The organism is Cupriavidus sp. SK-3 (assembly GCF_000611145.1).
Classification (GTDB): domain Bacteria; phylum Pseudomonadota; class Gammaproteobacteria; order Burkholderiales; family Burkholderiaceae; genus Cupriavidus.
Genome location: NZ_JFJV02000243.1, coordinates 25,393 through 45,493 on the forward strand (window position 1 = coordinate 25,393; position 20,101 = coordinate 45,493).

General features: G+C 62.8%; 21 protein-coding genes. 16 read left to right on the top strand and 5 right to left on the bottom strand.

The window, feature by feature from the left end; genetic code table 11:
* Positions 1-29 precede the first annotated feature (29 nt).
* The 15 genes from CF70_RS34005 (at position 30) to CF70_RS25710 (ending at position 14,788) form a co-directional block, all read left to right on the top strand.
* Complete coding sequence (locus tag CF70_RS34005) at positions 30-4,820, top strand: tape measure protein (protein ID WP_152561919.1); 4,791 nt, start codon at positions 30-32, stop codon at positions 4,818-4,820.
* A complete protein-coding gene (locus CF70_RS25645) occupies positions 4,817-6,304 on the top strand; it encodes a hypothetical protein (RefSeq protein WP_035871330.1) in 1,488 nt (495 codons plus the stop codon). Before CF70_RS34005 ends, CF70_RS25645 begins: the two co-directional genes overlap by 4 nt.
* Position 6,305: 1 nt before the next feature.
* Positions 6,306-7,232, top strand: coding sequence for a hypothetical protein (locus CF70_RS25650; RefSeq protein WP_051648978.1), 927 nt, complete (start codon positions 6,306-6,308; stop codon positions 7,230-7,232).
* Positions 7,233-8,129 (top strand): tail fiber domain-containing protein, encoded by an 897-nt coding sequence (locus CF70_RS34010; protein ID WP_051648980.1) that lies wholly within the window; start codon positions 7,233-7,235, stop codon positions 8,127-8,129.
* Complete coding sequence (locus tag CF70_RS25660; protein WP_035871340.1) at positions 8,126-8,653, top strand: hypothetical protein; 528 nt, start codon at positions 8,126-8,128, stop codon at positions 8,651-8,653. The genes CF70_RS34010 and CF70_RS25660 overlap by 4 nt, the downstream gene beginning before the upstream one ends.
* A gap of 63 nt (positions 8,654-8,716) precedes the next feature.
* Complete coding sequence (locus CF70_RS25665) at positions 8,717-8,980, top strand: spike base protein, RCAP_Rcc01079 family (protein WP_035871345.1); 264 nt, start codon at positions 8,717-8,719, stop codon at positions 8,978-8,980.
* Complete coding sequence (locus CF70_RS25670; protein WP_035871348.1) at positions 8,980-9,189, top strand: hypothetical protein; 210 nt, start codon at positions 8,980-8,982, stop codon at positions 9,187-9,189. Before CF70_RS25665 ends, CF70_RS25670 begins: the two co-directional genes overlap by 1 nt.
* Entirely contained in the window at positions 9,189-10,373 is a 1,185-nt protein-coding gene (locus CF70_RS36280) for a phage head spike fiber domain-containing protein (RefSeq protein ID WP_152561920.1), read from the top strand. The genes CF70_RS25670 and CF70_RS36280 overlap by 1 nt, the downstream gene beginning before the upstream one ends.
* Positions 10,373-10,627, top strand: a complete 255-nt coding sequence (locus CF70_RS25680; RefSeq protein ID WP_035871358.1) for a hypothetical protein — start codon at positions 10,373-10,375, stop codon at positions 10,625-10,627. The genes CF70_RS36280 and CF70_RS25680 overlap by 1 nt, the downstream gene beginning before the upstream one ends.
* A complete protein-coding gene (locus tag CF70_RS25685) occupies positions 10,627-10,977 on the top strand; it encodes a hypothetical protein (RefSeq protein ID WP_349675122.1) in 351 nt (116 codons plus the stop codon). The genes CF70_RS25680 and CF70_RS25685 overlap by 1 nt, the downstream gene beginning before the upstream one ends.
* 82 nt (positions 10,978-11,059) lie before the next feature.
* Positions 11,060-11,701 carry a glycoside hydrolase family 19 protein gene (locus CF70_RS25690; RefSeq protein ID WP_035871363.1) on the top strand — a complete coding sequence of 214 codons (642 nt, stop codon included), beginning with the start codon at positions 11,060-11,062 and terminating at the stop codon, positions 11,699-11,701.
* A gap of 9 nt (positions 11,702-11,710) precedes the next feature.
* Positions 11,711-12,007, top strand: coding sequence for a phage holin family protein (locus CF70_RS25695; protein WP_035871366.1), 297 nt, complete (start codon positions 11,711-11,713; stop codon positions 12,005-12,007).
* On the top strand, positions 11,991-12,548 hold the full coding sequence (locus tag CF70_RS25700; protein WP_051648982.1) for a hypothetical protein: 558 nt from the start codon (positions 11,991-11,993) through the stop codon (positions 12,546-12,548). The genes CF70_RS25695 and CF70_RS25700 overlap by 17 nt, the downstream gene beginning before the upstream one ends.
* A 141-nt stretch (positions 12,549-12,689) precedes the next feature.
* Entirely contained in the window at positions 12,690-13,481 is a 792-nt protein-coding gene (locus CF70_RS25705) for a DNA adenine methylase (RefSeq protein WP_035871369.1), read from the top strand.
* A 263-nt stretch (positions 13,482-13,744) separates the two neighbouring features.
* The gene (locus tag CF70_RS25710) at positions 13,745-14,788 is read left to right on the top strand and encodes a hypothetical protein (RefSeq protein ID WP_051648984.1); all 1,044 of its coding nucleotides are present in this window, start codon (positions 13,745-13,747) and stop codon (positions 14,786-14,788) included.
* A 170-nt stretch (positions 14,789-14,958) separates the two neighbouring features.
* Here CF70_RS25710 and CF70_RS25715 read toward each other — a convergent pair whose 3' ends face one another.
* From CF70_RS25715 to CF70_RS25725, 3 genes are all read right to left on the bottom strand, one after another.
* The gene (locus tag CF70_RS25715) at positions 14,959-15,603 is read right to left on the bottom strand and encodes an SOS response-associated peptidase (RefSeq protein WP_035871372.1); all 645 of its coding nucleotides are present in this window, start codon (positions 15,601-15,603) and stop codon (positions 14,959-14,961) included.
* Positions 15,593-16,018, bottom strand: a complete 426-nt coding sequence (locus CF70_RS25720) for a hypothetical protein (RefSeq protein WP_035871380.1) — start codon at positions 16,016-16,018, stop codon at positions 15,593-15,595. The genes CF70_RS25715 and CF70_RS25720 overlap by 11 nt, the downstream gene beginning before the upstream one ends.
* Positions 16,019-16,140: 122 nt before the next feature.
* Entirely contained in the window at positions 16,141-17,196 is a 1,056-nt protein-coding gene (locus tag CF70_RS25725; RefSeq protein ID WP_235185211.1) for a tyrosine-type recombinase/integrase, read from the bottom strand.
* Between the two features lie 141 nt (positions 17,197-17,337).
* Between CF70_RS25725 and dusA the strand changes: the two genes are divergently transcribed.
* A complete protein-coding gene (gene dusA, locus CF70_RS25730) occupies positions 17,338-18,402 on the top strand; it encodes a tRNA dihydrouridine(20/20a) synthase DusA (protein WP_081862354.1) in 1,065 nt (354 codons plus the stop codon).
* Positions 18,403-18,906: 504 nt separating this feature from the next.
* Here the strand turns inward: dusA and CF70_RS37075 are convergent.
* Together CF70_RS37075 and CF70_RS25735 are read right to left on the bottom strand one after the other, a co-directional pair.
* Positions 18,907-19,056, bottom strand: a complete 150-nt coding sequence (locus CF70_RS37075) for a hypothetical protein (RefSeq protein ID WP_200876810.1) — start codon at positions 19,054-19,056, stop codon at positions 18,907-18,909.
* Positions 19,057-19,238: 182 nt separating this feature from the next.
* Positions 19,239-19,538, bottom strand: coding sequence for a hypothetical protein (locus tag CF70_RS25735; protein ID WP_035871389.1), 300 nt, complete (start codon positions 19,536-19,538; stop codon positions 19,239-19,241).
* Between the last annotated feature and the right edge of the window lie 563 nt (positions 19,539-20,101).

Below are 20,101 nucleotides of genomic sequence, written 5' to 3' on the forward strand. Positions count from 1 at the left end.
GGGTGCATTCATTTGAGGGGAGGAAGCCTGTGTCCGAGCTCGGAAACATGGTGGTCAGGTACACCGCCGATCTAGCCCCATACAACCAGGGGATGGCGGCCGGCGCCGCGACCGCCAAGAAGTTCGGCCGGGACGTCGAGAGTTCCCTGCAGGGCGCGGCGACCCGGGCCGATCAAAGCGCGGTCGCCGTCGCCCGCAGTGCGGACCGGATGGCGGGCTCGATGGGGCGGGTGGTGGAGTCCACCGACGCGCTGAACCGCCGGTTCGACGGCCTCATGCGCACGATTGGCGGCATCGGCCTGGGGCTCACCATTGCGGAGATGGTCAGCATGTCGGATGCGGCGACCAACCTGTCGGCGCGGATCGGCCTGGTGTCGTCGTCGGCGCAGGGTGCGGCGCAGACGCAAAGCGCGCTGTACGACGTGGCGCAGCGCACGCGCCAGCAATGGGCCGGGGTGGCGCAGACGTACTCCTACCTGGCCAAGGCCGGGCAGGAGATGGGCGCCAGCCAGGACAAGATCCTGCGCGTCACGGAAAACGTGTCGAAGGCGATCGCGCTGAGCGGCAGTTCCGCGGAATCGACGCAGGCCGCCCTGGTGCAGTTCTCGCAGGGCCTGGCCAGCGGCACGCTGCGCGGCGAAGAACTGAACTCGGTGCTGGAGCAGGCGCCACGCCTGGCACAGGCGCTGGCCGATGGCCTGGGCGTCTCGATCGGTGAGCTGCGCAAGCTCGGCGAAGCCGGCCAGCTGGTGCCGGCGCAGCTGCTCGACGCGCTGGACAAGGCGGGCAAGCAACTCAGCGCCGAGTTTGCGCAGATGCCGATGACGGTCGAGCAGTCGTTCACCCAGCTGCAGAATGCGCTGATGAAACGCATCTCGGACATGAACGAGGCTTCGGGTGTGTTCCGCCAGCTGGCGGACGGCGTGTCGTTCCTGGCGACCAACCTGGACTATGTCACGGCGGCCCTGACTGGCCTGGTAGCGGCCAAGGCGGCCGATTGGGCGCTCAATGCGGCCTCGTCGTTCGCCCGCAAAGCCGATGCCGCGCTCCTGTCCGCCAATGCCACGCGGCAGGACACCACCGCGACCCTGCTGGACGCCGAGGCCAAGGCGGCGCATACCGCTAGCGTCGTGGCCGACACCGGCGCCACCACGGCGGCGCTCGGGGTGGCACGCGCGGAACAGATGGCCCGCCTGGCCAGCGCCAATGCCTCGCTGCAGAGCGCGGAGGCGACCATCGCGGCGGCGACGGCCACCGGCGCGCTGTCCGGTTCGCTGCGCCTGGTGCGCGAGGCCGAGCTGCAGGCGACCGCGGCGACGGCGGCCCGCTCGGCCGCGATCGCCGAGCTGGCGGTACTCGGCCAGCAGCAAGTCCGGGTCAACCTGGAGATTGCGGCAGCCACCGAAGCCAACGCGGTGGCACAGCGGGCGCTGGCGACGGCGCAGACCGCCGCCGGCGCGGGCGCCGGGCTGGCGACCCGGGCGCTAGGCCTGCTGGGCGGCCCCCTGGGCGCGGTGGTCACGGTGCTGGGCCTGGGCGTCACGGCCTGGGAGATCTACTCGGCGCGGCAGCGGGATGCGGCGCGCGAGGCGGTCGATTCGTCGGGCAAGCAGGTCGCGGTCAGCGGGCAGTCGACGCAGCAGATCATTGACGACCTGAACAAGCAGATTGCCAAGTACCGGGAGCGCAACGAGATCCGCGACGGCACGCCGGCGGGCGACGGCGCCAGGCTGGTCGACCAGAAGAAGGCGCTGGCAGACCTGAAGGCCAGGAATGCCGCCCTCACGCCGGAGCAGCGGGCGGCCAATCCGTACAACCCGAACCTGCTGGATGAGGCGCGGCTCGAAAACGCCCTGGTCGCCGCCGAGGCCGCCATGCGCGCCGATCGCGTGCGCAAGCTGGAAGCGGAAAACCAGAAGTTCGAGAACCAGCTCAAGGGGGTCAACGAGAACTACGAGAAGTACGTCACCACGCAGAAGGCGCTGCTGGCCGAGGGCGCCATCAACCTGACGACCTACACCGCGCGCGTCAAGGTGGCCTATGACAAGTGGGCTGGCGGGGCCAAGGACGCGGAAGAGGCCAACAAGGCCTTCCAGAACGCGCTGGGCGGGCAGATGGCCGCGATCGAGCAGCAGAGCAAGCTGCGCGAAGATGCGCTCAAGCGTGAGCTTGCCAATGTCGAGCGCCTGCGCCGTACCGGGCAGATCACGGAAACCGAGGCGCTCACGCGCAGCTATGACGCGCGGCAGACCGCCCTGGAGGGCGAGCTGGAGCAGTCGAAGCAGCTGGAGGACCTGGCCGCCGGCAAGAAGGAACTGGCGGCGCGCGAGAAATACCGCGGCGAGCGCGTGCGCATTGAGGCCGAGCTCAAGAGCCTCGGTCAGGAGCGCGCCAACGCGCTGCAGGACCAGACCGATCTGCTGTACCGCCAGCAGACCGATCTCGACCAGAAGACGCTGCTGGGGCTGGAGCAGCGCATTGTGGCCGTGACGCAGGAAACGGAGCTGTATGGGCGTCTGCCTTCGGCGATCGAGGCGGTGACCGTGGCGCGCCTGCAGGAGCGGCGGGAAGCGATCGCCATGCTGGATCCCATGAGCGAGCAGCTCAAGGCGATTGACGCGGAGATCGAGGCACGCCAGCGCCTGCGGGATGCGCTCTACACCAAGGAGGCCACCGAATCGCGCTATGACCAGGCGAAGAAAACGGCGGAGGAATGGAAGCGCGTCTATGACGAGATCGGGCAGGGGCTCACCGATTCCTTTTTCCGGGCTTTTGAGGCTGGCAAGGACATGGGGCAGACCTTCGTGGACGGGCTCAAAAACCTGTTCAAGACCACGGTGCTGCGCATCCCCTTCCAGTATGTCCAGGCGGGGGTGAATGGGGCGCTGGGCTTCAGTGGCGGCCCGGGCAGTGTCGCCGGCGGCTACGGCAGCGGTGGGGGCATGGGTGGCACTTCCAACCTGATGCAGATGTCCAACCTGGTCGGCGATGCCTACGGCGTCAACGGCATGCTGGGTGGTCTGCTGGTGGGCAACTCGGCTGCCTATGGCGCCATGGTGCCCGGCCTGACCGTGGGCAGCCAGCAGGCCGCCATGCTGGCTGCGCAAACGGGCGAGTTCGGTTTCGCCGGCTTGAGCGCGACGGCCAGCTCGGGCGGCTTTGCCTCCGGCGCCAGTGGTGGCATGGGCGCCTGGGTCAATGGCGCCTCCGGCTTGTGGGGTGCCGGTGCTGGGATTGCCGGGGGGCTGGTGGGCGGTGCCCTGTTCAATAACAAGGGCTACTCCTCGCTGGGTGGGTCCTTGGGGGCTGTGGGCGGGCTGGCAGTGGCAGGGTCGAGTGCGGCTGCCGCCAGCGCCATGGGGGCCAGCCTGGGATCGGCGTTACCTGTGGTGGGCACGATCGCCGGCGCGGTGTTGGGTGCCGCCATCGGCTCGTTGATTGGAGGCGGCGGGGAAACCCGCTACGGCGCTGGCTATAACGTGAATGGCGGCAAGGCCAGCAAGGGCGGTGGGCCGTCCGGCGGCGATCCGGCGGCCGACCAGGTGACCAAGGCGATCGAGACCACCTATGGCTCGCTGCAGTCGCTCACCGAGCGCTATGGCGGTTCGCTCGACGGCACCGGCGGCTATCGGGCTGGCTGGGAAGTCAGCCCCAAGAAGGGCCGCAGCTTTGTGTTCGCCGGCTTGGGGCAGGATAACCGCGTCGACCTGTCCGGCGAGAAGGATGCCGGCAAGGTGCTCGATGCCCTGAACGTGCAGCTGCAGCGCTCCATCATCCAGGGCCTGCAGAGCGCGAACCTGGATCGGCCGTTCAAGGAGTACATCGACAGCATCGACGCCTCCAAGCTCAGTGCGGATGATGTCCAGGCGGTGCTGGCCACGCTCGACAGCCTTTACCAGTTTGCTGACGCGGTCAAGAAGCTGCCGTTCAAGGGCTTTGCGGACCTGTCGGCATCGGCTGCACTGGAGCTGGCCAAGGTCTCCGGCGGCATGGAGGCGCTGACCTCTGGGCTCAACAGCTATTTCCAGGCGTACTACAGCGCGGGCGAGCAGCAAGCCTTTGCCAGGAAGCAACTGGCCGCCCAGTTCGCCGCACTGAACCTGGCGATGCCGGAGAGCAAGGCGGCATTCCGCGCCTTGATGGATGGGATCAACCTTAACGACGAGAGCGGCCGCAAGCTGTACGCCACGCTGCTGGGCATCGCGCCAGCCTTCGCGCAGCTGACCGAGGCGTTTGATGCCTTCGGTAAGCAGGTGCGGGAGTTCCAGGCCTCGCTGGATCTGGGCAACCTGTCGACGCTGACACCCGAGCAGCAGTATGCGGAGGCCAGGCGGCGCTATGAGGAGACCTCATCCGCGGCGCTGGGCGGCGATGCCGATGCCCAGTCGAAGTGGACCCAGATCGCGCAGGCCTTCCTGGAGGCCTCCCGCGCCTACTACGCCAGCGGTGGGCAGTATGCCGCCGACTACAACAGCGTCAAGGGCTTCAAGCCGGACGGCTCGCACGCCAACGGCAAAGACTATGTGCCGTTCGACGGCTACCTCGCCGAGCTTCACGAAGGGGAGGGGGTGCTGACCCGGGCTGAAAACGCTAGGTATCGGCAGGCTCCGAACTGGTCAGAGTTTGGCCGGGGCGGCAGCGCGGCGCTGGCGGCGGAGGTCAAGGCGCTACGGGCCGAGGTGCGGGCGCTGCGTGACGATGGCCGCCGGCAGGCCGCTGCGCGGATGCAGCAGGCCGAGGAAAACCACCAAGAGACGATCGATGCCGCCGGCCGACAACGCCTGCTGCTCGATGACATTGCCAACAACATCAAACCATGACGATAGCGATAGAGGTAAGCGCCTGGCGGATCTCGGCTGCGGCGGTGGAGGTGCTGCGCTTCGCCAGCGCAGGCTTCACCACGCAGCCGACCGATACGCCGGCCAATGCGTATTTCGAGGGGCGCCTGCAGGAGCAGCCGCGGCTGTCGCGCACGCTGTTCGACCGGGCCACCACCTACGGCGCCTCGCGCGCGTCGGCGGGCAAGATCCGGCTGCTGAATACCGATGGTGGCCTGGACAACCTGGTCGCCGACTATGCGTTCGATGGCCGGCCCTTCACCGTCAAGGTGGGGCAGCCGGGCACGCCGGTGTCCGGCTGGGCGACGGTGATGTCGGGGCTGCTCGATGACGTGAGCGCGGATGACGGCGCCATGAGCCTGCAGGTGCGCGATCGCCTGGCCTTCCTGGGGCGGCCCTTGGCGCGGCCCAAGTATGCCGGCAGCAACATGCTCCCGGATGGCGTGGAGGGCACCAAGGACGATCTCAAGGACCAGTACAAGCCGCGCGTCTATGGCGGCGTGTTCAATGTGCCGGCTAAGGCCGTCAACACCTCCAAGCTGGTCTACCAGGTGTCCGACCAGGCCTGCACCGTGACTGTGGTCTATGACAACGGCGTCGCCTGGGTGCGTGGTGCTGACTATGCCAGCCAGGCCGACCTGCTGGCCACTGCGCCAGCGGCCGGCACCTTCCGTTGCTGGCTCGGCCTGTTCCGGTTGGGATCCATGCCGATCGGCCAGGTGACGGCGGATGCCGGCACCGCGGAGCAGCGCGCCGGGGCGCTGCTCAAGCAGCTCGCGCTCGATGGGGAGATCCCGGCCGGCGACATCGTGGATGCCGACGTGACAGCGCTCAACGCCGCCAACAGTGCGCCGGTGGGGGTGTGGGTGGACGGCGAGGCCAACACGCAGACGGTGATGGATGAGCTGGCCAACGCCATCGGCGCATGGTACGGCTTCGATCGCCTCAACCGCCTGCGCATGGGCCGGCTGACGGCACCGACCGGCGTGCCGGTGGCGCAGTGGTCCGTCGACGCGGTGACCAGCCTGGTGTTGCGTTCCGCCGGCGTGCCGAACTGGCGCGCGGTGGTGCGCTTTGGCCGTAACTACACGGTGCAGGCACAGCCAGCCGGCAGCGTGGCGCAAGCGCGCAAGGCCTTTCTCGCGCAGGAGTACCGGCAGACGGCCGTCGAGGTGGTGGCGGTCAAAACGGCGTGGCCTTCCTCGGAAGCCGTGACATTCGATGCGGCACTGGTCGCCGAGGCGGATGCCGCAGCGGAGGCGACCCGGCGCAGCGCGCTGTACAGCGTGCGGCGCATCCTGGTCGACGTCGAGGTGCCCCTGTCCGAGCTGGGCGACCAGGTCGACCTGGGTGTGGTGGTGGCCCTGGACCATCCGCGCTATGGGCTCGCCGGCCGGCTGCTGCGGGTGATCGGATTGGATGCCGGTGTCGATTCCGACACCGTGAAACTGACTTTGTGGGGGTAGGGTGGCGAACGTTCTCCTGGCGCATCCCAATATCACCGACACCGGCACGCTGAGCGGTGGCAATTGGCAGATCTCGCGCGACAACCTCAAGGATCGCCAGCTCTCGCGCGTGGCCCGTACGGCAACGGCGAGCAAGGCCGACACGCAATTCACGCTGGATCTCGGCCGCAGTCGCCTGGTGTCGGTGGTGGCCGTCGTCCGACACAACCTGTCCACCGCGGCAAAGTGGCGGGTGCGCGTGGCCAACAATCCGGGCTTCACCAGCACGGTCTACGACAACGCGGTCACGGTACCGCCGGACGGCGGGCCCACCGTGCTGATGGACTTCGCCACGCAGACCTACCTGGCATGGGATCCGGACTGGCAGCTGGCGTGGCCGACGCTGTTCCCCACCAGCGTCCTGGAATGGGAGGATGACAACTTCTGGGCGGGCAGCATCACCGAGGAGGAGCGCAAGGAATATCCGTCTCTGTTGCTGGCGGTGTTGCCGAAGCCAGTGGCCGGCCGCTACATCCGGGTGGAGGTCGACGACGAGACCAATCCGGATGGCTATGTCGAGTTCGGACGCATGTTCGTGGGGAGTGCCTGGCAGCCGATCTACAACGCCAACTGGGGCGCTTCGATCGGCTGGGAGACCGATACCGGCATGCAGCGGGCCATGTCCGGCGCACCGTACTTCGATCGCAAGGCCGGCCGGCGCGTCACGCGCTTCGAGCTGGGCTACCTGTCGAAGGATGAGGCCCTGGGGCGCGTCTTCGAGATCCAGCGCAAGGCCGGCATCGATGGCGAGCTCCTGCTGGTTTGGGACAAGGATGATGCTATCAACCTGCTGCGCCAGTCCTACCTGGGGCGCCTGCGTCAACTCAGCCCGATCGCGCGCGTCATGGTCGGCAATCACAGCAACGCTTTTGAAATCGAGGAACTCTAAATGACCAGCGTGACTTTTACGCCGGACGTCGGCGGCGACAACATCACCATTGACGACAGCGACAGCGCCACCACCGGACTCGGCAACGGTGGCCACCGCACGCGCTTCATGATCGCGCTGGCGCAATGGATGAAAGTGGTGGTCTGGGTCAAAGCCACCGCGCAGACGGTGCTCGGCTATCGGGATGCGGCGGCCACCTCGGCCGGCCAGGCGCAGACCTATGCCGCAGCGGCGCAAGCATCGGCTGGCATCCCCGCCTTGGCCGGCAATGCGAACAAGTTCCTGGCGGTCAATGCCGCGGCCAATGGCGTGGCCTGGTCGCAGTCGCTCCCGACCCTGACGATGAGCCATACGCAACCGCTGGTGCGCTACATGGAAACCGATCAGGCCGGCGCGGTGGGTGTATTCCAGACGCAAGTCGAGGGCGGTGCCTATTCCCTGCTGCGCAACACGGCGGCAGCGCGGGATTTCAGCACGAATGTCGCCGAGCACATGGTCAACAGTGCGGGCCGACACCTGTTCGGTGGGGGCGTCGACAACAATGCCGACAAGTTCCAGTTCCAGGGCGACCTGATGGTCACCGGCTACTTCAAAGCCTCCTCGAACGTGACCTGGACCTCGGATGCCCGGGTGAAGCGGGACATCGTGACGATCGAGGGCGGGCTGGGCCTGGTGGAGCGAATGCGCGGTGTGCGATACACCCGCACTGACCTGGACGACGGGCGCATGCACGTGGGCGTGATCGCGCAGGAGCTGCGGGAGGTGCTGCCGGAAGCGGTCATTGAAGGCGCAGGCGGCCTGCTGTCGGTCGACTACGGCACGTTGGGGCCGGTGCTGATCGAGGCGGTCAAGGCGCTGTCGCTGCGGGTGCGCCAGCTCGAAGGAGGGCGGGTATGACCTTGCCTTCCGTCCCGCCACTCTCGCTCTCGGAGGTCGCCGCCGAGCTGCGTGCCGGCGCCGGCCTTGATATGGCCTATGAAGGCGTCAAGCGCCTGGCGGGAGTCTCGCGGCTTGCCACCTCGGTGTCGATGTCGCAACTGCTGGGCAAGACGCGACCCTACTGGGGGGCTGTGGATGCAGGAGTCCTCGGCGCTGACTATGGATTCTCCGGCGTAGCGTTCGTCGGGGCCCTCGTTCCACAGATTGACGCGTACCTCGGCAATGTGCAGATCCGGCAGTTCATGACGTCCACGTACGGTGGCCTGGTACAGACGACTTTGGTCTTTGCCTCTGACCCCGGCTTCCGCAATGACATCAAGGCGCGGCTGCTCGACAACGATTTTGGGTTCATCCGTGAGGTGACCCTAAGCTACTACTCCGGCACAGGAAACTGGCGTACCCCAGAACTTGCGGCCGGGTCGCCGGCAGCCACCCTATTCACCGGCACCGGGTCCTTCCAACTCGACCTGATCAAGCTGTAGCGCTTCGCGCACCGTTTCCATCTCGCCACCTTCGGGTGGCTTTTTTCATTTTTGGAGGTCTGCATGCCCGCAGAGGACAAATTCAAGTTTCACCAGCAGGGGCTCGATTCGCCGTCTCGCGATTACTACACGGCGATCAAGAGTGACACCGTCGACTTCGCAACTTTCTCCCGTTCGGTTTATGTCGGTACACCCGGCGATGTGGTGGCGGTGCGAGACGACGGGGTCGCAGTGCCCTTCAAGAACTGGCCCGGCGGCATCCTGCCGATTCGTTGCATCCGCATCAACGCAACGGGGACCACGGCTAGCGACTTTGTGGTGCTGTGATGCGGCTCGGCATCAGTTACAGCGTAACGATGGCAGGCAGGGGGCGGTACGACGTGTTGGACTTGGCCCAAGGCACGATGTCGCTCAACTTCGTCGCCGTCAATGAGCCGACGCTGCAGCTCAATTTCGTCGGGCAGGACTATCTGAGCTGGGACGACGATCCGGCTTGGCCTTATGGGCTACTCGGCATTTTCAAGGTAAAAGCATAATGCTTGCACAGAAAACACTCGATCAAATCCTGAGCTTTACGCGAGCCACTACGCGCTACCGACGCGGTAGCGATGGCTTGTACATCCAAGATGCGATTAATGTTCCGTCGATGCAGTATGACATTGTGGGAAATCCGTCTGGGTTGACGACAAACGGGTCGGCTACAAATACGCTAACCTATTCTACCGACACAAAAGCTGGTGTTTGGAATAAGGCGTTTGTTAGCAATTTAGATGCCGGAGTCGGTAGAATATCCGGGTGGAATGCGCAAAACATCGTGCCTGATACCACAACCGGCAACCATTATCTTGGGCGAGGCAACTCGGTTCCGGCCAATACCGATGTTTGTTTATCGGCTATCGTCAAAGTCAACGGATATAAGAACTTTTGGCTATACGGCGTAAATGCCGATAACATGGGGGGCAAATTCAACCTAATTGATAAAACCATTATCGACTATGCCTCCGGAACGGCAGTTGTTAAAACGCGAGGGATGATTGATCTTGGTGGCGGCTGGTATCTCTGCTATGTTGGCGGGCAAGCGGCTTTTGGTGGCGTAGCTGCGACCCTTGTAAATCTCGTCGCCAATGACGCCAATGGTTCAAGCTATGCGGGCGACGGTACGTCCGGTATTCTAGTTTCACATAATCAGATTGAAACCGGCCTAGTACCGACTTCCCCAATCATTACAAGCGCGGCGCAAGTTACACGTTCGGCTGATTCGGCTTTGATTACCGACCTTACCAAGCTGGCGTTTAATCCGAATGGTGGAACGGTAGTTGTACAGTTTGTCGTTCCTCAACCTGGGATGAATGCTGGTTTGTTCAACTTTAGTGACGGCGGTACGACTAGCAGGATTACGCCATACGTTAATACCGTTGGTACTCTTACGTTTTTGATTAACAACGCCGGTAGCCGAAGTCTTGCGGGTCCGACGCTAACCCCTGGCACTGTGGTACGTGCCGCTTTTGCTTGGGGCAAAGACGACTTGGCAATGAGTGTCAATGGCGCGGCAGCTGTCTTCAACTCGCTTGCGGGCAATGTTCCGGTTGTCGACCGTTTCCGCTTGGGCGCAGCAATCCACGCAGGTGGCGACTATTTCAACGGTTCGATTCAACACTTCAATTACATTCCGGTTCGCAAGGCCAATGCGGAATTGGCGCCCCTTTCGATGGTGCAATAATGGACTTCTACGACTACTTCTTGCATTCAATCGACGAAGCAGAGTTGAAAACGCTAGCCGATGACTTTGCCAATCCCGGCGAGGCATTCGACTACATCGGCAAAATTCCGGAGACCTACGATGCGGACGGCGTGCCGTTGACCTACCAGCCGGGGTACTTCGCCAACCTGCGCCTTGCCCGCGAGCTGGAGCCGGGTGAGCTGTCGACGTACCTGATTGCGCCACCGGAAACACCTTTCCGGGTGTTTGCATAATGAAGCTCTGCCTGCGCCCTCTCTGCCTGGTGGTGCAGACGCGTCACCTCATCCCGGCCCGCTTCGATGGCTACACGGTCGGTCCGGTGGTGCTGGTGCGGCCCGGTACCAGTGCCGCACTGCTGGCGCATGAGCAGACCCATGCGCGGCAATTCTGGCGCTGGCTGGGCTTCAATGGCCTGCTGTACCAGGTCAGCCGCCGCTGGCGCTTGCGCCTCGAGCTGGAGGCCTATCGCGCGCAACTGGCGGTGGCCGGATCGCCGGCGGCGCTGCAGCTGTCGGCCTCACTGTCCAGCAAGTACGACCTGGACATCACGCAGGAGGAGGCCTACCGCCTGCTCACGGCCTAGCACGCCAGCCGCACCACCACCGGCCACCCTGCGGGGTGGCTTTTTCTTGCCCGCCGCGTGCGGGCTTTTTCAATTCGAGGTCATGGATAAAACAACCTTTCAGAAGGCGGCCGGCATCAACGATGCGCTGGCCGATCGCTGGTGGCCGCACGTCGACGCCGCGCTGTTCGAGTTCGGCATCCTGCTCCCTCACCGGGTGGCGGCCTGGATTGCACAGGTCGGCCATGAATCGAAGGGCTTCTCCACCTTGGCGGAGTCCTTCGATTACTCGGTGGGTGGGCTACTGGATACCTTCGACAAGCGGCTCTCGCCGGCGCTGGCCAAGACCCTCGGCCGCCAGGCCGGCGAGCGCATGGTGCCGCTCGAGCACCAGCAGCGCATCGCCAGCATCGTCTACGCCGGCCGCTACGGCAACGGCGATGCTAGCACCGGGGATGGCTGGCGGTACCGCGGCCGCGGTCTCAAGCAGATCACGTTCCACGACAACTACATGGCCTGCAGCCATGCCCTCGGCGTCGACCTGGTCAGGCAGCCCGAGCTGCTCGCCACCGACGACCGACTGGCCGCGCGCTCGGCCGGGTGGTTCTGGTTCGCCAACGGCTGCAACCAGCTGGCCGACGCCGGCGACCAGCGCGCACTGACCAAGCGCATCAACGGCGGCTACAACGGGCTGGACGACCGCATGCAGCGCTACGTGCACGCCACGCAATGCATTCAAGGGTAAAGGAGCCCCATGCAAGAACCTGAGAAGAGTCTGTTTATGTTGGCGCTGCTGGGCGCCATGATCGGCCTGGGCAAGCTGCTGGCCAGCGACGAAAGGCTCACCGTGCGCCTGGCGATCGGGCGGACGGTGATGGGGGCGGCCACGTCCATGGTGGCCGGCATGGCACTGATCCAGTTCCCTGGGCTAGACCCGGTGGCGCTTGTCGGCATGGGGAGCATGCTGGGCATCGGTGGCTCGCAGGCCCTGGAGGGCTACTTCAAGCGCAGGCTGCGCCAGAGCGAGGGCCGGCATGGCAACGGCGCTTGAGTTTCTAGCCGCCTGGAAGAGCCGCCTGCTGGCGGCTTTTCTGATGGTGGCCGCCGGCGTGGCGCTGGGCGGCTCTGCCGCCTGGTGGCTGCAGGGCAATCGTTATGAGCGGGCGCTGGCCGAGCTGCGCGAGCAGATCGCCGGCGAGCGGGAGGCTGCCGCGCGAGCGGAGGCCGACCAGGTCACGAAGTACCGCGGGCTGGAGCGCGCGGCCGGAGAGGCAATCGCGGCCGTGGTGAAACACGCCAAAGAGGAGAGAGATCGTGAAGACATCGCAAAAGCTACTGCTCGCGCTGAGTACCTGTCTGGCACTCGCCGGCTGTCCCTCGCCGTCAGTTCCTGTCAGGCCGGCGCCGGTGGCGCCACCGCAGATCCCGGCGCTGCCGGCGGAGCTGGTGAAGCGCGAGCCGAACTTGCTCCGGAGACTGCAGCAGCTCTCGACGGCATCGCCAGAGACGGCGACCGCGGGATCCGCGACGCCAACGCCTGTATCGACGCCTACAACGCCGTCCGCGACACGTTGAACCAGGCGCAGCAGTAAAGACAGGGCGGCCACTGTCGGTGTTGGAGCACCGGCGGTGGCCACCGAACACACTGAACGACCCAGTGAGCCCAGCCAAGGCCCTGCCACCTTCCTAGGAGGCGGGCAAATCATATCAAAATGTGAAAGGCTCACCACACAATGGCAACACCCATCATTCCCTGGCTCGGTGGCAAGCGCCGCCTGGCCGATACCCTGCTTTCCCGCTTCCCGGCCCATGAGTGCTATGTGGAGGTGTTCGCCGGCGGCGCCGCGCTGTTCTTCATGCGGCCGCCGGCGGCGGTGGAAGTCATCAATGACGTCAACGGCGAGCTGGTCAATCTCTATCGCGTCGTGCAGCACCACCTGGAGGAGTTCGTGCGGCAATTCAAATGGGCGCTCACCAGCCGCACGGTGTTCCAGTGGCTCAAGGACACGCGGCCGGAGACATTGACCGACATTCAGCGAGCCGCGCGCTTCTACTACCTGCAGCAGGCCTGTTTCGGTGGAAAGGTGGCGGGGCAGACGTTTGGCACCGCCACCACCACGCCGCCGGGATTGAATCTCCTGCGGTTGGAGGAGAGCCTGTCTGCCGCCCATCTGCGCCTGGCCAGCGCCTACATCGAGCAGCTGGATTGGGCAGCGTGCATCGCGCGCTACGACCGACCGCACACGCTGTTCTACCTGGATCCGCCCTATTGGGAAACCGAGGGCTATGGCGTCGACTTCCCGCTCGAGCAATACGAGCGCATGGCGGAGGTGATGCGCCGGCTCAAGGGCAAGGCGATTGTGAGCTTGAACGACCACCCGGAGATCCGGCGGATCTTTGCTGGCTTCCAGATGGAGACGCTCGACATCAACTACCAGGTGGGTGGCGGCGACAAGCTGGCCGCGCGGCGGGAGGTGATCATCTACAGCTGGGATCGCCAGGCTGAGCCAGCCGGGCTGTTCTAGCTGCCAGGCAGTCGAGATGGAAAGCCGGCGTAACGCCGGGCTTGGGCGACCAATCGTTTCCGACCCGCTTCAGCCGTTCGGCTGAGGTGGGTTCTATGACTGCTTTCAAGGTATTAGCGTCACTCGCTCAAGAACGTTGAACAATTCGTCATCGGCGGCTCCGAAATGATCCGGTTGTACACTAACGAGCTTGCGAAATTCGAACCACATGGGGGCCTCCGCCAATCGATGCCCGATCCTAACCAGCACCTCTCGACAAAGCAATGAAACCACCATTTAAAAAGGCGATTGTCGCCGCGGCGAGCGAGCAGGGCATGGGTATTTTTCACGATTCGCCAAAGATCGTTTTGTTGCGTCCACCCTCGCAAAAAATTCTGAAGAGCGGCCCGTTTGATATGCCGATGGTTACTGCTGAGTATCCATACTTCTCACATCTGTTAGCCGATCTAGTGCGGCAGATCAAGGAACTGCCAGACTTCTCGGATGACAAGAAGATCGCGGTGATGTCCGACTTTGGAGGTGAGCATCCTACAGCGCACTTTTACACTTACTCGTTCTTATTTGTCGCGTACGACAAAGTCGGACCTTTTGCCAAGCAGGTGCAGGAACTGAGGGAAAAGCATGACCTGCTCGCACCCTACAGTGAATTCGCGTACAAGAAACTAAAAAGCGGCCCTAGGAGTCGTGCACTCCCCGAATATCTCCGACTAGTCGATAACTTAATTCATGGCGCGATCATTACGGTAGCGATCGAAAAAAGAATAGAAACGGTTTTCGGTGTGAAGAAAAAACAAGCGCATCCGGTCATGGTCGAACAGTTAATGACTGAGGGCCTCGGGACTTGGCACGGCCCTGCAGCGGAAAAGGTGTTTCGTGTCTGCCATATACTGGCCGCGTTCATGTCCCTCCTTACGGTCGACAGGCACAGGCTCCTTTGGTACAGCGACAAAGATACGATCAATGACGAAGGTTCGAACCGAAAATTCTCGGATACACAGACGATATTTCAGCGTGTTATCCCAATGTACATGCAGCACGGATTTGATGTCATTGGATTTGGAAAGTCCTTTGATACGAAGAGTCATCTGGACGATCTATTGAGCATTCCCGATCTCGCCGCAGGCGTAGTTCAAGATCTGTTGCAAGCAAATCGGACCGGCGAAGAAATCCAGGGTGGTGATGAAAAGATCGCAGTAATGAAGTGGATGGCTTCTCCCTCCAAGTTTTTGTCGAAAATAACGGTTCAAATAGCTCAGACAGGTGACGGTGGAATCGGTGCAGGAGTTGTCGACATCACTCCTAAGTAGTGATGTTCCGCGCGCCCGGTGGCAGTGCGATCAGCTGCAAGTCGTCACTGCGAATCCAGCTGAGTCCGGCTAGCCGGAGAACACCGGCCAACTGGTAGCGGACCTTTGCGCGCGACTGCTCAGCAGCCGATGATGGCCGAGAGTGAATCACCGCAGGTTGTCATGGGACGCTACTCGGCAGCCTTTGCTCGAGGTGCGTGCGGCGCCGGCTCAGCATCCATCAGCTCGGGCGGGTAGGGCCGCATGAAGCTGCGTGCTCGCTCGGGATTGCGGCAAGTCAGCCAGTCATCCCATTCCGCCCGCGGCACGATCACGATCATCCGCTTCTCTTTGCCCGGGGCGTGGAAGCGGTTCATCAGCTGATGCTTGTCCGAGTTGATGGTCAGCATGGTGAACGAGAAGGCGCCATCCGACCAATCTCGCCACAGGCCCGCGATGGCGAACTCGGGCTCGTCCTTCAGCCAGATCCGCCAGCGCACGGACTTTGGGCCGCTCTCGTAGTTCGGCTCGTAGAAACCGGTTGCCGGCACTAGGCAGAGTTGCCCTTTCTTCCAGGGGCCGGAGAACGACCGCTTCTCACCGACCGTCTCCGATCGCGCGTTGGTGGTGTCGAATTTGGCCACTCCGGGCGGGATCCGGGTCTTTGGCACCATGCCGAACGTGCCCACCAGCGCCTCCCAGCCGCCTCCGTTGCTCACAATGATCGGCGCGGCATAGTCCGGCCAGGTCTCGGGCGGGTAGTCAAGCGGTGGCGGCTCGACGCCGTAGACGTCGCGCAGAAGCTGGCGCTGGACTGGTGCGTAGTTATTGCACATCCTCATCTCCTGGCAGGGGTGTGAGTGGCAGCACCCGACGGGCCTTCTCGGCAACGCGCCGGTGCTTGTCCTGCGCATCTTGCCACGTTGTCGAGGTGAAAATCTTGTCGACGCTGGGCGCGATAAGGTGGGTCAGGAATACCGGGGGATCCTGTGTGGATTGCGTCCAGGGGCAAAAGCATGTCCAGACACGGGCGTTCTGCTCTGGCAAGTCAGTGCGCAGGATGAAGCGCTTGAACCAGCCTCTTAAAAACTCATGGTGAGCGCGGGAGTCCATCTCCTGGCGCGGCTGGCCATTGGGATCCAGGATGTACAGGCCCATATGGAATGGGTCGCCGTAGAGGTCCGGCGTGCCGCCGCGCACGGCATGACGCAAGGCGCGGGTCCAGGCCTCTGGGGTGTTGGGTGGGAGCATGGCAGTCAAGCATACCTGTATGGATGTACAGTATAGCTGTGCACGCGAAGGCTTCCATGCGCCCAGTCATCGGCGGCCCGATTTGCCAGCATTTTGCCAGCATCTTCCATCTAAGCCTGTGTTTATACCGAGTTGCGGGGGTTCGAGTTCTGTGCCGACAGTTCCAGCGGGGCAATTACATCGAGCCATTTCCAACCGACAAAGCGGTCACCGACATGCCTCAGGTGGGTGTACCGTTTCAGGCTCTGCCAGCTCCTATGCCCGGTAACAGCAGCCACGCGCGGGATACTCAGCCCCATCTCGAATAGTCTGCTGGCGCCCTCGTGCCGCATGTCATGCAGGTGCAGATCGTCAATCTCAAGGAACTTCGCCGCTCTGGTGAAGGCAGCGCTTACTGCATCACTGCTGACCGGAAATATTCTGGCCTCTCGCTTCGGTTGGGCCAGGATTATGCGCATTGCCTCCGGCGGGAGATCACACCAGACATTGTTGCCGATCTTCTCTCCTGGGTGCTTTAGGTCATGCACCATGACACGGCTGCCTGCCTGGTCAAGATCGTTCCATGTGATTCGGCACATTTCCTCCAGTCGACGCGTGGAGAAGATGGCGAAGGCAGTGAGCGCCTGCATAGGAGTGCTGTCCACCCGTTTTGCGCGGATTTTGCCAAAGTGCTCCATGAGCAAGTCGAGCTCGGCCAGGGTCGGCCGGCGGTTGCGGGCTACGGAGCGGCTCGTCACGCCGAGCTTCTTCGCCACCTTGCGAGCGTCATCGATCGCCGTTTGATCGAGCGGGTAGCCCCAAGCCGGGCGGGCTATCGCAAAGATCGATGCGAGGTGGGCGAGGTAGTTGCCGACCGTTTGCGGCAGTACGCCGAGGCTTTGCGCAAACTGTGTGATCTCTTGGCTTCGGATCTTTGAGCAGTGCATCGAGCCAATCGGTGCCGCCTTGATGGCGCCGAGCACCTGTGTCTTTGTGCGGCCTATGTCTTTGCGAGACTCTCTTATATAGCGGTCGATTACGGCACTCAGCAGTGGGTCATCCCGCTGCGCGGTTTCGAGCGCGCCGGGCTGCGCCAGTTCGCGCTCGCGCTTTTCCATCCAGGTCGCGGCCGCTTGGCGGCGATCAAACGTCTTGGTTTCGGTGAGCACCACCTTGCCGCCTTGCTTCAGGCGGATCACGGCGGTGTAACCTATACTCTTGTCCTTGCGTTCGCGCTGAAGAATTGTGCCCATAATCCCCGGTGCAACATGGTTTTTTTCGGTGCAACATTGTAACACCCAAGCTCAAAAATGAGCCTAAATAGGCAGTAACGGCAGGTAATGGTACACGTTCAGAACTCCCCGCAAACCGAAGCTGGAAGCGGATCCCCAGAAAAATCAACGGGCCGCAGAATATCGGTTGCACCGATGATGGATTGGACGGATCGTCACTGCCGCATGTTTCACCGGCAGCTGAGCCGCCGTACCTGGCTGTACACGGAGATGGTGACCACAGGTGCGCTGCTGCATGGCGATGTAGCTCGCCACCTGGACTTCAACGCCACCGAGCAGCCTGTTGCGCTGCAACTCGGGGGTAGCGAGCCCGCCGATCTCGCCGCAGCGGCGAAGCTGGGCGAGCAGTGGGGCTATGTCGAAGTCAATCTCAACTGCGGATGCCCTTCCGAGCGCGTCCAGAGGGGCGCGTTCGGCGCGTGCCTGATGGCGGAGCCGGAACTGGTGGCGGATTGCGTGAAGGCGATGCGCGACGCAGTATCGATCCCGGTGACCGTCAAGCATCGTATTGGTATTGACACGATCGAGCACTACGATTTCGTCCGAGACTTCGTCGGTAGCGTGGCCGATGCGGGATGCCAGACCTTTATCGTGCATGCGCGTAATGCGATCCTGAAAGGGTTGAGCCCAAAGGAGAATCGCGAGATCCCGCCGCTGCGTTATGAGGTCGCTTACCAGCTCAAGCGGGAGTTCCCGCAACTGGAAATCCTGATTAATGGCGGCATCGTCACGCATGATGAGATGGACGAGCATCTGGCGCATGTGGACGGCGTCATGATCGGGCGCGAGGCTTACCACCAGCCGTATGTACTGGCAGAGATGGATACCCGTTTCTACGGCGCACAGACGCCCGTGCCGTCACGACTGGAGGTTGAGCTGGCAATGCAGCGCTACATCGGCGATCTGGTCGAACAGGGCGGCTATATGGGAGCGGTTACGCGTCATATGCTGGGCTTGCATAGGGGTATCCACGGTGGCCGTGGCTGGCGGCGGGTCTTGTCGGATGCTCGCCGCATGCATGCAGTGCGTACGCGCGCTGCAGTCGATGCGTTGTTTGAGGAGGCGCGCGCGCATCTGGGGAAGGGCAGCGAGCTATCCCGCGAAGTGGCATGAGTTTGCGCAGCCTATCCAGGTCAGTTGCCTGGATGCCCTGGGTAATGCGGCTTTCGGGCGGCTGGCCCTGCGCAGATTGGAGCGATTCCTCTAACTTCGAATCCCCTTTTTATGCTCGTGTACTAAGAGGGGCCGCTACGCGCACTTGATCGCCGCAACGGACAGATTTCCCGCCATGGCAAAGGGATTCCCCTAATTAGTCAAGCGGCCGCAACTTCTTACACTGTGCCTGCCCTCGAATACAGGGTTTTCTTCAACTGATTGTTAAGCCCGCCTTGTGCGGGCTTTTTTTTACCATGGCTGCGACGCGGGTTTGTATGCCGCCCTGCGTACAAGAGCCTGATTTTGTAGATTTGCTTCGGTTTACCCGGATAGTACGAATAGCAAATGACAGATAGATTACCGAGGCCTTCAGGGCAATTGAGATCGCTAATTTAAGAGCCCGCGCAGCGGGCTCTTTTTTTGTCTGTCCGCCCTCGCTCCGGAGCGGTCGCGCGCGTCGCGCTATTTCTCACTGGTGCGTGAGATGCCGACGTCAACGACGCCGTAGGCGGTAATGCTTGATTCCCGGCCTTCATTGCTCTGACTGGCGCATCCGCCCAGAATTGCCAGCAGCGTGCAGCTTGTCAGTAGTCCCCACAAGGTTTTCTTCATGCTCCCTTCCAATATGGCCGTGGAACCGGCGGTCATTATTGGGTGCCTGGCATCAGTTTTGGTTCCTTTGCAGCCTGTTGCGGTTGTCGGCAGGCGAGGAGCAGGGCGCGTGGAGAAGCCGGCGGGGGAGGGTGACGCGCAGGCTGGAAGAAGGGTGGGCCTGGCACGGTAGGACGCCTCGCTCAACCTACGACAAATCTGTGCAGCAGCAATGCGGCAATGGCGGGGCAGGCCAGGACCAGGCCACCCAGAGCCGGGAATCGCTGTGACCACATGCCGATCAGGGCTGGGATCGCGGCCACTGGGCCAAGGATATGTATCAGCAAGGACAACAGGGTGTCGGGCTGGCCGCCACTAGCGGCTTGCGGCAATTCGCTGCCACCAGGCTGGCCGAAGAGTCCATATGCGCTGCCGAGCAACAGCACGACGAGGCAAAGCGTGGCAACCAGCTTAAGGGTGAGTTTGGTGCTTGAGGTCCGCATCGCGGTTCTTTCCACTTGGATTGAAAGCGCCTTCGCCTGATGGAACGGCGCATGGGCACATGTCTAGGATGTTGTGAAAATAGCGCAAACTGCACCTAATCCAACTGAGATTTTTCTAAGTCAGAATTAAGTCAAGGTGTGACGCATGGTGGTGCGTATGGCTGCGGTGGGGTGAGACGCTGCGCGTTCTACGCGCTTTGTTCGCACTCCACCGCGCTCTAGCATGGAGGTGTCACGACTGCATTGCATCGGCGCGAAGAGATTGACATCGGACAGCGCGCCACGGATGTAGATTGTCCTGCCGAGGAATTTGCCGCCGCGGGGATAGTCGGCCCGAGTCATGGAGGCGATGCTCAAGATGCGTAAGCTAGACATCGCCGTGTTGAGGCGGGCGTACGAGCAGGACTAAGTCAGTCGCGCCATATCGGAAGGGCGGGGAATGATTGCATGTCGACCGCGCGTGGCATTGCACCAATGGAAGTTGTCTGTGGAAAAGGTGGCTCATAAGTATCTTATTTGTTACTGCAGGGTTCATTTCAGAAAACGCTTGCCATGGCCGAGGG